The organism is Phenylobacterium sp. SCN 70-31, assembly GCF_001724605.1.
In the GTDB taxonomy this organism is placed as follows: domain Bacteria; phylum Pseudomonadota; class Alphaproteobacteria; order Caulobacterales; family Caulobacteraceae; genus Phenylobacterium.
The window spans coordinates 79742-92196 of the sequence record NZ_MEEX01000008.1; the positions used below are offsets into that span (position 1 = coordinate 79742).

Annotated in this window: 8 protein-coding genes and 1 pseudogene; 2 read left to right on the forward strand and 7 right to left on the reverse strand. The window is 71.9% G+C overall.

The genetic code is table 11. The annotated features are described in order from the left end of the window. Positions 1-128 precede the first annotated feature (128 nt). The 5 genes and pseudogenes from mdoH to acs all read right to left on the reverse strand — a co-directional run. Complete coding sequence (gene mdoH / locus ABS78_RS08465) at positions 129-2138, reverse strand: glucans biosynthesis glucosyltransferase MdoH (RefSeq protein WP_363082916.1); 2010 nt, start codon at positions 2136-2138, stop codon at positions 129-131. Beyond that, positions 2126-3625: a glucan biosynthesis protein gene (locus ABS78_RS08470; protein WP_293377054.1), complete on the reverse strand. Its 1500-nt coding sequence runs from the start codon at positions 3623-3625 to the stop codon at positions 2126-2128. Before ABS78_RS08470 ends, mdoH begins: the two co-directional genes overlap by 13 nt. A gap of 84 nt (positions 3626-3709) precedes the next feature. Beyond that, positions 3710-4681 carry a small ribosomal subunit Rsm22 family protein gene (locus ABS78_RS08475; RefSeq protein WP_293377057.1) on the reverse strand — a complete coding sequence of 324 codons (972 nt, stop codon included), beginning with the start codon at positions 4679-4681 and terminating at the stop codon, positions 3710-3712. A 4-nt stretch (positions 4682-4685) separates the two neighbouring features. After that, a complete protein-coding gene (locus ABS78_RS08480; protein WP_293377180.1) occupies positions 4686-5069 on the reverse strand; it encodes a hypothetical protein in 384 nt (127 codons plus the stop codon). 21 nt (positions 5070-5090) lie between these two features. Then, positions 5091-7025 (reverse strand): annotated as a pseudogene (acs, locus tag ABS78_RS08485) (acetate--CoA ligase); the annotation flags it as partial. Between the two features lie 111 nt (positions 7026-7136). Here acs and ABS78_RS08490 point away from each other — a divergent pair. Next, entirely contained in the window at positions 7137-7622 is a 486-nt protein-coding gene (locus ABS78_RS08490; protein WP_293377060.1) for a hypothetical protein, read from the forward strand. 131 nt (positions 7623-7753) lie between these two features. Next, on the forward strand, positions 7754-8503 hold the full coding sequence (locus ABS78_RS08495; protein ID WP_293377063.1) for a creatininase family protein: 750 nt from the start codon (positions 7754-7756) through the stop codon (positions 8501-8503). Between the two features lie 113 nt (positions 8504-8616). Here ABS78_RS08495 and infB read toward each other — a convergent pair whose 3' ends face one another. Next, positions 8617-11661: a translation initiation factor IF-2 gene (gene infB, locus ABS78_RS08500; RefSeq protein ID WP_293377066.1), complete on the reverse strand. Its 3045-nt coding sequence runs from the start codon at positions 11659-11661 to the stop codon at positions 8617-8619. Positions 11662-11732: 71 nt separating this feature from the next. Then, the gene (locus ABS78_RS08505) at positions 11733-12389 is read right to left on the reverse strand and encodes an RNA-binding protein (protein ID WP_293377183.1); all 657 of its coding nucleotides are present in this window, start codon (positions 12387-12389) and stop codon (positions 11733-11735) included. Positions 12390-12455: the final 66 nt, after the last annotated feature.

The following is a 12455-nucleotide window of genomic DNA, read 5'->3' on the forward strand; positions in this document are numbered from 1 at the left end:
GAGAGTAGGCTTGGCGACCTCATAAGGGCGAGACGGAGGCGTGTGCAGAGTCCGGTCTGGCGCACGCAGCGGGCGCAACGACAACCACCGTCGAGTCTTTCGGCGCTGACGCGTCTGACCGTCGGAGTCTACGCCGCCTCGGCCCAGCCGGCGTAAGCCTCGGCGCGCCCGCGGGCCTCGGCCCGATAGACGGGGACGGGCCGCCGTAGCAGGCGTTCGATCTCCAGGCGGGCGGCCGCCTCGCCGTCGTACTGCGATCGAAGCGTCGTAGCCCGGCTCACCACGCCGGGGACGTGATGCTCTTCCGGAGTGACCAGGAGGCCCAGCGCGCGGAAGCCGCGGCCCAGGTCGCCGCGGGCCAGCAGCAGCGATAGCGGGGCCGACAGGAACAGGCCCAGAGACACGGGGCTGGTCCACCAGAAGATCGCCGGGTCGAGCAGCCAGGCGATGCCGGCGCCCGCCAGCCCGATCAGCACGTGTCCCCGGTGCGAGCGCCACGCCTCGCGGCGGGAAAGCCGCCCGGCGTCGCGCTGCTGGACGTTCCAGCCCGAGTCGCGGCCCAGGAGCACCTCGGCCACCGCGACGCTCTGCATCAGCATCAGGACCGGGGCGACCAGGGCGCTGAGCACGGTTTCCAGGACGATCCCGGTCCACAGTCTGGCGACGCCCCCGGCGCCGCGCACGCGCCGCTGGCGCATGGCCAGGATCCCGGCGAACAGCTTGGGCGTGATCAGCAGCGCGATGGTGACCGCGAACAGCCAGACGGCGGCCTGGCCGTGGAGCCGCAGAGGCTCGCCCGCCTGGCCCAGCCAGGCGGTGGCGCCGAACGCCAGCAGCAGCAGCCAGAGCGGCGAGGTCACATAGGAGAGGACGCCGCGGGCCATGTGCAGCCGGTTCACCCAGTGCAGGCCGGCGGCGCCGAGGACGCCGAGGTGCTGGAGGTTGCCCTGACACCAGCGCCGGTCTCGGCGGGCCATGTCGACGATGGTGGGCGGGGCCTCCTCGTAGCTGCCGTCGAGGTCGGTGGTCAGCCGCACCGACCAGCCGCCGCGCCGCAGCAGAGCCGCTTCCACGAAATCGTGGCTGAGGATGTGGCCGCCGAACGGACGTCGGCCCCGCAGGTGCGGCAGCCCCGCGCACGCCGCGAAGGCGCGCACCCGGACGATGGCGTTGTGGCCCCAGTAGTTGCCCTCGGCGCCCGACCACCAGTCCTGGCCGGCGGCCAGCATGACGCCGTATGCGCTGGCCGCGAACTGCTGAAGGCGGGCGAACAGGGTCTCGGCGCCGACCAGGGTGGGCGCGGTCTGGAGCAGGCCCAGCTTCGGGTCGGCTTCCATCGCCGCGGTCAGGCGTACGATGGTCTCCGCGCTCATCAGACTGTCCGCGTCGAGGACGATCATCGATTCGTAAGCGCCGCCGTGCTGCGTCACCCAGTCGGCGACGTTGCCGGCCTTGCGGTCGGTGTTCTTCGGCCGCCGACGGTAATAGAGGCCGCCATCGCCGCCCGGCTGGACGCTGAGGCGCGTCCTCAGTCGCAAGAGGCCGACGGCCTCGGCCCGGGCGATGCCGTCGTCGCGCGTGTCGCTGAGCAGGAAGATGTCGTACAGCTCGGCGACGCCCAATCGCGCGAGATCCTCGCGGATCGCCTGCACCGCGGCCAGAACCCGGCCAGGGTCCTCGTTGTAGGTGGGCATCAGCAGCGCCGTGCGCGTGAAGATCACCGGCCGGGGGCCGTTCCCGCCGGGTCGTGGCCCAGCCCAGGAGACCATGAAGCCGGCGGCGGCGCTGACGAAGCCGAACGCCGTCCAGGCGAAGAGTACGACGAAGAGGAGGAACGCCGCCACGTCCAGGGGCGAGATCCCGCCGGCCGAAAGCAGATCGGCCATGACGGCGGCCGCGCCCAGGGTCAGCGCGCCGACCGCGCCCAGCAGCACGATGCGCCGGCCGCGCGTCTCCATCAGCGGCGCCAGCCGGCCGCCGCCGTCCGTCAGGTCCTGCACCGGCATCGGGAGGGGCGCCGGCTCGGGCATGGAGCGGAAGAAGGGTTCGGGCCTGGGTGGATCGACGGCCCGCGGCTCGGGAAACCGGGGTGCGCGGATCCGCGCGGATCGGGGCTCTCGCCGGGTTACGCTATCCATCGATACAACCACGCTTCGGATACTGGGGCCCCACCCCGGACTAGACCGACGCGCAGGTCGCTGGCGACGGCTGTTCCCGGATCGAAGGCGAAACTGACGCGGGCGCCACCGGTCTGGGCATTCGGCTGCACCGTCTCGAGGCGGGCGGTCCCGGCCGAGGCCGAGACTTGAGCGGAAAGGTCGTCGCCGCCCGCCGGCCCGAATTCGACGATGAAGCGGCGTTCGCGCGGCGTGTGTCCGTGGCCCGAGCGCCAGGCGAGGGCGCGGGCCAGCCGGCTGGGCGCTTCGGGGTGGGCGGCCCAGGTCAGGCGATAGCGGAACCGGTGCTCGCGGCCCGCGGCCAGCGGCTGGGCCGGGCGCCACATGGCGACGACGTTGTCCTCGGCCTCGCTGCGGGCCCCCAGCTCCACCAGGCGCACGGCGCCGGGCGGGAAGCCCTCCAGCGGTTCGACCCAGGCGCCCGGGCGCTGGTGATAGAGGGCCTCCAGGTCCTGATAGGCCGCGAAGTCGCGCTGGCGCTGGAGCAGGCCGAAGGCGCGCGGGGGACCGGGATCGAGGTCGCGGATGCGGGTGGCCGGCGTGTGAACCAGGGGCCGCCAGACCGGCGGGCTCCGCTTGTCGTCGGTGAGCAGGCCGTCGCTGTCGTGGACCTGCGGCCGGAAGTCGTCGTAGCGCCGCGGCTGTTCGGGCCCGAACAGGTACATGCTGGTCAGGGGGGCGAGGCCCGCGGACGCCAAGGGGCGGCGGGGGAACAGGCTGACCTCGATCTCCATGACCGTGGCCGCGCCCGATGCGATCTCGAACCGGTAGGCGCCGGCCACGGACGGGCTGTCGAGCAGGGCGTGGACGACGATCGCGCGCGCGCCACGCGCCGGCCGCTCGATCCAGAAGGCCCGGAAGGCGGGGAACTCTTCCCCCGGCTCGCCGGCGCCCAGGGCCAGGCCGCGGGCCGAAAGGCCGTAGCCTACGCCTCGGGCCACGGCGCGGAAGTAGCTGGCGCCCAGGAAGGCGGCGACCTCGTCATAGCGTCCGCGCACGTCGAGCGGGGCATGGATACGGAACCCGGCGAAACCGAGATCCGAGGGCAGGGGGCCGGGCTTCTGCAGCCCGTAACTGAACTGCTCCGCCCTGTACGGGATCGGCTGGACGGCGCGGCCGTCGACCTCGAACAGCTCCACGGGGTCCCGGAACAGGCCGCCGCGGTGGAACATCTGGAGCTGGAACGGCAGCCGCTCGCGGCCCCAGATCGCCTGATCGGGCCGGTATCGCAGGTCGCGATAGGCGTCGTAGCCCAGGGCGGCGAGCGTTGGGGGCAGCGGCGAGGCCGGGGGCCTGTAGGGCGCGGCCGCCAGCCGTCGCGCCCGCTCGCGGACGTCGTCGTCCGCCACGCCCGGGCGGGCCAATGCCGCGGTCAAGACCGCGACGGGCGCCAGGGCCACGAGGTCGCGGCGACGAAAACTCCGCGTCGCCGCGGCGCGATGGGGCATGTCGTCCTTAGCGGGGTGGGTTCACTTTGGTTCCGATGCACGATGGCCACGGCGAAATCGTGGCCTCTGCCGCAGGGCGTGGACCTACAGCGCGTCGCCCCAGTCCAGACGGCGGGCGACGGCATGGGCGGCCTTGTCGCGCCGCGGCACGAAGCGCCGCTCCAGGCCGTCTGGCGTACAGAGCTTGAGGTCGATGCCCGGCTTGCCGGCGCGGGGTTGGGCCAGGACGCGGGCCGGGGCGGGTCCTCCGGCGACTCCCGGCCGGGCGGCCACGAGGTAGGCGTAGGGTTCGTCCTCGAACGGCGCGTCGACGCCCTTGGCCGCCTTGTGGTCGCGCGATCGGGGCAGGCGGACGGCGAAGTGGCACCAGTCCGGGGCCGCCAGGGGACAGGGCGCGGCGTGGGCGCAGGGGGCCAGCAGGTTCGCGCCGCGCGCCAGCAGGGCGTCGCGGGCGGCGAGGATGCGGGCGTAGCCGGCGGGCGTACCCGGCTCGGCCAGGACCAGCAGCCCGAGGGTGGCGTCCCACAGCCGGTCGATCACCTGGAGCTGCTGTGCGGGTGCGACCTCGGCCAACGCGTAGCTCGCCAGCACCAGGTCGGCCGCGGACAGGGCGGTCGCGGATGGGGCGGTCGCGCCCAGGTCGCCGCGGGTGATCCGGGCCTCGAAGGTTCCCGCCGACAGGCGTTGCGCCAGGTCGAGGAAGGGTGTGCTGGCGTCCAGCCAGTCGACGCGGGCGATCGACGGCCAGACCTCGCGCGCCGCCCAGGTTCCACCGCCCGGTCCGCAGCCGGCGTCCAGAAGCGAGGCGGGGGCGAACCCCGGCGCGCGGGCCTGCGCCTCCCCGAAGGCCGCGGCGCAGGCGGCGAAGGTGGCGGGCAGCCGGGTCAGCGCATAGGCCAGGGCGTCGTCCCGGCCCCGAATGACCCCGGCCGAACCCCGACCGGACCGATAGGCCCGGCTGGTGGCCGCCGCGCGCCCGGCCAAGTCCCGTCGGGACACGCCGGTCAGCTCGCGCTCGAGCGCGACGCGCAGGCCGGGCGGCAGCTCGGAGGCCATCGCCTCAGGCCAGGGCTTCGGCCCGCAGCTCGGCCAGGCGCGCCGCGACCGCAGTGTCGGCCAGGCCCGAGACGTCGCCGGGGTCGCCGGTCTCGGCGATGCGCCGCAGGACCGGCCGCAGAACCTCGCCGGAGCGGGTCCGGGGCAAGGGGCCGAAGATGATGTGGGCCGGAACCGCTTCCTCGCCCGCCTCGCGCCGCATCCAGCCCTTCAGATCGGCGCCGAGGACGTCCGACGCCATGATCTGCGGATCGGGATCGACAAAGGCCCACAACGTCTCGCCCCGGCCGCCGGGCGCGTCGACGGCCACGATCGCGGCCTCGGCCACGGCGTCGTGGCCGCCCAGAGTCTCCTGGAGCGCCAGGCACGACAGGCGCTTGCCGTTGATGTGGACCTCGTCGTCGCCGCGCCCGGCGCGGTTCTTGACGAGGTCGTCCACGACGGCGGGTTCGGCGAGGGTGGAAGTGTCGCCGAGGTTGCCCAGGTCGTCCTCGGCGATCTTGCGCAGGATGCGGCGCATGATCTTGCCCGAGCGGGTCTTGGGCAGGCCGGGCGCGAACTGGATGACGTCGGGGGCGGCGAAGGGGCCGATCTCGTGGCGGACGTGGCCGCGCAGGTCGGCCAGCAGCGCCTCGGTGGGGTCGATCCCCACCTTGAGGGTGACGTAGCAGTAGATGCCCTGGCCCTTGATGTCGTGCGGATAGCCCACCACTGCGGCCTCCGCGACGGCGGTATGGCCCACGAGGGCGCTCTCGATCTCGGCGGTGCCCAGGCGGTGGCCCGACACGTTGATCACGTCGTCCACGCGGCCGGTGATCCAGTAGTAGCCGTCTTCGTCGCGGCGGGCGCCGTCGCCGGTGAAGTACTTGCCGGGATAGGTCGAGAAGTAGGTGTCGATGAAGCGCTGGTGGTCGCCGTAGACCGTGCGCATCTGGCCGGGCCAGGAGTCGGTGAGGCACAGGTTGCCGCTGACGGCGCCCTCCAGCACCTGGCCCTCGGCGTCCACGAGCTGAGGCTTCACGCCGGGCAGAGGGAGGGCGCAGGAGCCGGGCTTCAGCGCGTGCGCGCCGGGCAGCGGCGTCATCAGGCAGGCGCCGGTCTCGGTCTGCCACCAGGTGTCGATGATGGGGCAGCGGCCCTCGCCCACCACGCGATGGTACCAGAGCCAGGCCTCGGGATTGATCGGCTCGCCCACCGTGCCCAACAGGCGGATGGACTTGCGGCTGGTGCGCTTCACCGGCTCGTCGCCCTCGCGCATCAGGGCCCGGAGCGCCGTGGGCGCGGTGTAGAAGATGCTGACGTTGTGCTTGTCGCAGACCTCCCAGAACCGCGAGTGGTTCGGGTAGTTGGGCACGCCCTCGAACATGAGCGACGTCGCGCCATTGGCCAGCGGGCCGTAGACCACATAGCTGTGGCCGGTGACCCAACCCACGTCGGCGGTGCACCAGAACACCTCGCCGGGTCGGTAGTCGAAGATCACCTCGTGGGTCCACGACGCCCAGGCCAGGTAGCCGCCGGTGGTGTGCAGCACGCCCTTGGGCTTACCGGTCGAGCCCGAGGTGTAGAGGATGAACAGCGGGTCCTCTGCGCCCATCGGCTCGGCGGGGCAGTCGTCCGAGACGGTGGTCTTGAGATCCGAGAAGAATTCGTCGCGGCCGGCGGCCATGGGCACATCGGCGCGGGTGCGGCGCACCACGATCACGCTCTCGACGCCGGGGCAGCTCTTCAGCGCCTCGTCCACATTGAGCTTCAGCGGCACGACCTTGCCGCCGCGCAGGCCCTCGTCGGCGGTGATCACCATCTTGGAGTCGCAGTCCAGGATGCGGCCGGCCAGACTGTCGGGCGAGAAGCCGCCGAAGACCACCGAGTGGATCGCCCCGATCCGGGCGCAGGCCAGCATCGAGGCCGCCGCCGCCGGGATCATCGGCAGGTAGATGGTGACCCGGTCGCCTTTCTTCACGCCCTTGGCCTTCAGCACGTTGGCCCAGCGGCAGACCTCGGCGTGGAGCTGGCGGTAGGTGAGCGCATCGTAGCTCTTCCCGTCGTCGCTCTCCCAGATGATCGCGGTCTGGTCGCCCCGTTCGGCCAGGTGCCGGTCTAGGCAGTTGGCGGCCACGTTCAGCACGCCGTCCGCGTACCAGTCGATGTGGAAATCCGTCTTGTCGAAGCTGACGTCCTTCACCTGGGTGAAGGGCTCGATCCAGTCCAGCCGCCGGCCCACCTCGGTCCACCAGCCCTCGGGATCGGCCTCGACGCGCGCTACGGCCGCCGCATAGGCCTCGGCGTTCATGTGGGCTGTCTTCGCCCATTCCGCGGGAACCGGAAAAACTTCGCCGTCCGACACTGGTCGCCTCCCGATGAATTTCCCTGACGCAGTAGGGCGATAGCGTGGCGTGTGCAACACGTGGCGACATGCGCCCTTGATGCGACTCACGGGGGAGAAGACCTTCCCGTCATGCTGCGATTCGCCACTGTCCTGCTCGTCGCCGCCGTCGGCCTCAACGGCTGTGGGGCGGCTGCGCCGCGCGGCGCCATCGAGAGCGCCAGCCGGCTGCTGGCCGCCGCGCTGAACGGTGACCGCGCGGCCTTCGAGGCCCAGATCGACCGGGCGGCGGTGCGGGAGGACGTCCGCCGGCAGATGGCTGCGGTGGCCAAGGCGACCGTGCTGGACGTGGATGGCGGGCCGTCCGAATTCGCGCTCGACCGCATGATCAGCCCCGAGAAGGTGCGGGTGGTCGATCGCCTCGGCGCGGCCGTGACCTCGGCCCCCACGCCGCAGCAGGTGGCGCCTCTGATGCGCCGGGTCGACGAGAGTCGCGCGTGCCTCAAGGACTCCACGGCCGACGGGGACTGTCTGCTGACCTTCGCCAAGGGACGGGATCACTGGCGGCTCGTGGGCATGAGGGCGATGGATCTCACCGTCCAGGTCGACGGCGACTGATCAAGGCGGAATTCTCAGGGCTTCCGCATCGGCCCGTCTGTCCGTCAGTTTCGAACTTATCGTAGATCGCCGACGGCTTTATGCAGGGGAGGGCCGAAATGGCGCCCCTTCAGCATCAAGGACACGCCCGCATGCTGCTTCACCTGTCCACCTGGGCCGAGATCGAAGGCTATCTGGCCCGCTCCAAGACGGTCGTCGTCCCCATCGGGTCGAACGAGCAGCATGGGCCGACGGGTCTTCTGGGCACCGACTGGCTCTGCCCCGAGATCATCGCCCACGAGGCGCAGAAATCCGGCGACATCCTGGTGGCTCCCACCTTCAACATCGGCATGGCCCAGCACCACCTGGACTTCCCGGGCACCATCGCGCTCCGGCCGTCCACCTTCATGCTGGCGATCGGCGACTGGTGCCGCAGCCTGGGCCACGCCGGCTTCGAGAAGCTGTTCTTCCTGAACGGCCACGGCGGCAACGTGGCGACCATCGAGGCGGCGTTCTCCGAGCTTTACGCCGAGGCCAGCTATGCAGGCCGTCCGCGCGGTTTCGCCTGCAAGCTCAAGAACTGGTGGGATCTGAAGGGCGTGACCGCGCTCGCCAACCAGCAGTTCCCGGTGGGTCACGGCAGCCACGCCACACCTTCCGAGATTGCGGTGACCCAATGGGCGTATCCCGACGCGATCAAGTCGGCCAACTACGCTCCTCAGATCGCGCCCACAGGCCCGATCCGCGAGGCGCGGGACTTCCGCGCCCGCTACGCCGACGGCCGGATGGGATCGGACCCCGCCCTGGCGACGCCCGAAAAGGGCGGCGAGCTGGTCAGGACGGCCGCCGCCGCCCTGCTAGAGGAGGTGGCCGCGTTCGACCGCGAGCGCGCGCCCGCCTGAGCAAGAACCGGGCTGAGCAAGAACCGGGCTGAAGACGAACGCCCCGGCGCGCCACAATGGTTCGCCAGCCCGATTTCGGCTTCGCCGAAACCGCGCTGGCGGCCAGTTGGGCGCTACAGGCTGCGCTTGACCTCTTCGAGGTTGAAGCACTCGATCGTGTCGCCGGCCTTGATGTCCTGGAAGCCTTCGAACGCCATGCCGCATTCCTGGCCGGCGGGCACTTCGTTGACCTCGTCCTTGAAGCGCTTGAGCGTCTTGAGCACGCCCAGCTCCAGGATGACGACGTTGTCGCGGACGATCCGGACACGCGCGCCCTTGCGGACCACGCCTTCCGTGACGCGGCAGCCGGCGACGCGGCCCACCTTGGTGATGTCGAAGGCCTGGAGGACCTCGGCGTTGCCCAGGAAGGTTTCGCGCTGGATCGGCGCCAGCATGCCCGAGAGCACGCCTTTGATGTCGTCGATCAGGTCGTAGATGATCGCGTAGTACCGGATCTCCACGCCTTCGCGCTCGGCCAGGTCGCGGGCCTGTTTCGAGGCGCGGACGTTGAAGCCGAGGATCGGGGCGCCGGCGCCCTTGGCCAGCAGCACGTCGGATTCGTTGATCCCGCCTGCGCCCGACAGGATGATCCGCGCGCGGACCTCGTCGGTGGCCAGCTTGTCCAGCGAGCCCACAATGGCCTCGGCCGAGCCCTGCACGTCGGCCTTGATGATGACCGGCAGCTCCGAGACTTTCTTGTCGGCCAGCTTGGCCATCATGTCGGCGAGCGACGCCGAAGCCACGGGGGCGCCGGCCTTCTCGCGCTTCACGCGCGTGCGGTACTCGGTCAGTTCGCGGGCGCGGGCCTCGTTCTCGACCACGGCGAAGGGCTCGCCCGGATCGGGCGTGCCGTCGAGGCCCAGGATCTCCACCGGCACCGACGGGCCGGCCGAGTCGAGCTGTTCGCCGCGTTCGTTCAGGAGCGCGCGGACGCGGCCGAAGTTGGCGCCGGCGACGACGATGTCACCGCGCTTCAGGGTGCCGCGCTTCACCAGCACGGTCGAAACCGCGCCGCGGCCCTTGTCCAGCTTGGCTTCGATGACCATGCCGTCCGCGATGCGGTCGGGATTGGCCTTCAGGTCGAGGACTTCGGCTTGCAGGAGGATGTTTTCGATGAGGTCGTCGAGACCCATCTTCTGCGTCGCCGACACCTCGACCGCCTGGGTGTCGCCGCCCAGGCTCTCGACCACGATCTCGTGCTGGAGCAGTTCGTTGATCACCCGCGTGGGGTCGGCGTCGGGCTTGTCGATCTTGTTGATCGCCACGATGATCGGCGCGCCGGCCGCCTTGGCGTGCTGGATCGCCTCGACCGTCTGGGGCATCACGCCGTCGTCGGCCGCCACCACCAGGATGACGATGTCGGTTGCGTTGGCGCCGCGGGCCCGCATGGCCGAGAAGGCCGCGTGGCCGGGCGTGTCCAGGAAGGTCACGCGCTGGCCGTTCTCAAGCCGCACCTGATAGGCGCCGATGTGCTGGGTGATCCCGCCGTGTTCGCCCGACACCACGTCGGTGGAGCGGAGGGCGTCGAGCAGCGAGGTCTTGCCGTGGTCGACGTGACCCATGACGGTCACCACCGGGGGCCGCGGCTCCAGATGGTCGTCCAGGTCCTCGGCGCCGATGAAGCCCTCTTCGACGTCGGATTCCGAGACGCGCCTCACCGTGTGACCGAATTCGGTCGCCACCAGTTCGGCGGTGTCGTTGTCGATGACGTCGTTGATCTTCAGCATCACGCCCTGACGCATCAGGAACTTGATGATCTCGACGCCGCGCGTGGCCATGCGGTTGGCGAGTTCGCCCACCGTGATCACGTCGGGGATGATGACTTCGCGGGCCACGCGGGCCTGCTCGACGGCGCCGCCCTTGCGCTTTTCACGTTCGCGCTCCCGGGCGCGGCGCACCGACGCGAGCGAACGCATCCGCTCGGCGCCTTCGGCGTCCCCGGCCACGGCCTGGATGGTCAGGCGGCCTTCGCGGCGGTTCGGCGCGCCCTTGGCGCGGCTGATGGCGCCCTTGCCGGCGTCGTTGGCGCGGCGACGATCGTCCTCGTCGCGGCGGTCCATGATCGACCCGCCCGGGCGAGGCGCCTGGCGGGCGGCGCGCTGGACTTCGGGAGTCGCGGGCGGCGCGGCGGCCGGTCCGATGCGCGGGCCACGGGGACCGCCGGGTCCGCCAGGGCCGCGGGGTCCGCCCGGCGCGGGCCGGGGCGCAAGCGCGGAATAGCGGACGGTTCCGCCTTCGGGGCGAGGCCCGCCCGGGGCGCCGCCCTGGGGCCGGTCGTCGCGGCGCGGGCCGCGGTCGTCGTCACGGCGCGGCGGACGGGGACGATCGTCGTCGCGTCGCGGCGCGCGCTGATTGAACGTCGCGCCGTCGAAGCGGCTGCCGGCGGGGGGCCGGTCGGGACGGTAGGTGGTGGTGGTCGGGCGATCGTCGCGCCGGTCGGGCGACGGCTGGTAGGTGCGGGTCTGGCCCGGCGCCGGCGAATGCGTCGCGGCGGCGCGCGGCGGCGCGGCCTGAGGCGCTGCGGTCTGGTGCGCCGTGGGCTGAGCCTGAGGGGCTGGCGCCGGAGCTTGGGCCGCCGGAGCCTGGGGCGCCGGGGCGACGGGGGCTGGAGCCGGGGCGGCCGGCGCGGCTTGCACAGGCGCCGCGGCGACCGGGGTCGGCGCGGTAGTCTGCGGCGCGGCGGCGGCCTGGGCGGCGGCTTTTGCGGCCGCGGCCTGGGCTTGCGCCTGGGCGGCGCGCGCGGCGTCCTCGGCGCGCTGGCGTTCTTCGCCTGCGCGGCGGTCGGCCTCTTCCTGGGCCTGACGTGCGCGCGCGGCTTCGATCACCCGCTGGCGCGCGGCGCGTTCCTCGGCGGACAGGCCGTCGTTCGGAGTCGGACGCCCCGCGCCTTGCTGCGGCGCCGCCGGGCGCTGCGGTTCGTAGGCGCGACGTTCGGCGTTCGACGGGGCGGCCAGGTTGCCGCCGGCCTGCGCGTGGGGACGCGCGCGCTTCGTCTCGACCACCACCGTCTTCGTCCGGCCGTGGCTGAAGCTCTGCTTCACCGTGCCCGAGCTGACGGACCCGCCGGTGCGGGGCTTGAGGGTCAGGGGCTTACGGCCGTTGTTGTCGTTCTCGCTCATTCGCTCGCTTTACTCGGCCCCGGGCGGATCCCGGACAACGCACATCCATCAACGTCGAGAGGCGGAAAGCCCTAGGGCTCCCGCTTGGCCTCGACAGGCTCCTCGCGCCAATCCTCAGGAAGGAGCGGACTGAAACCCGCCAGACGCCGGACATCTTCGGCCCAACGCTCGGCGGCTCGCCCCGCAAGGAAGGCGGTGTGTATCACATTCTCCAGCCCCAAGGCCAAACCCAATTCGGTCGAGCCGTATATGGCCAGAAGACCCGGGCGCGGAGACTGGTGGCGCGCCAGCGCCAGAAGCTTTCGGCGACCGTCGGCGGCGCCGTCCGTCGCCTCGATCAGCCAGGCCGTCTTGCCCGCCCCGATGGCGGCGGCCACTTTCTCGAACCCGGAGGTAAGGTCGCCGGCGCGGCGCGCAAGACCCAGGCCGGCCAGAATGCGCGTCCGCAGCAGGGCCTCGACCTGATCCGGCAGGTCGGCGGCGGCCTTGACGGGCGCCTTGGCCGAGCGTGCGAAGAGGCCCTTCTTCGCCGCCGTGGCGACAGACGTGCGGTCGGCGGCCACCCACATCCCCCGCCCCGGCAGCTTGCGCGCGAGGTCGGGCGTCGCGGCGCCGTCGGGGCCGACCACGAACCGGATCAGCCGCGCCTCGTCCATCACCTCGCCCGAGACGATGTCCTTCCGCTCGCGCGAGGCCTGGGCATGGGTCCTGGCGGGTGCGTTCACGATGACACCCGCCGCGCCTCAGGCGTCGTGGATTGCGCGCAGGCGAGCCCGCCGTGGGGATGTCGGTCA

Coding starts and splice junctions, on each gene's coding strand:
- mdoH (WP_363082916.1), bottom strand. CDS start 2,138: ATGGATAGCGTAACCCGGCGAGAGCCCCGATCCGCGCGGATCCGCGCA.
- ABS78_RS08470 (WP_293377054.1), bottom strand. CDS start 3,625: ATGCCCCATCGCGCCGCGGCGACGCGGAGTTTTCGTCGCCGCGACCTC.
- ABS78_RS08475 (WP_293377057.1), bottom strand. CDS start 4,681: ATGGCCTCCGAGCTGCCGCCCGGCCTGCGCGTCGCGCTCGAGCGCGAG.
- ABS78_RS08490 (WP_293377060.1), top strand. CDS start 7,137: ATGCTGCGATTCGCCACTGTCCTGCTCGTCGCCGCCGTCGGCCTCAAC.
- ABS78_RS08495 (WP_293377063.1), top strand. CDS start 7,754: ATGCTGCTTCACCTGTCCACCTGGGCCGAGATCGAAGGCTATCTGGCC.
- infB (WP_293377066.1), bottom strand. CDS start 11,661: ATGAGCGAGAACGACAACAACGGCCGTAAGCCCCTGACCCTCAAGCCC.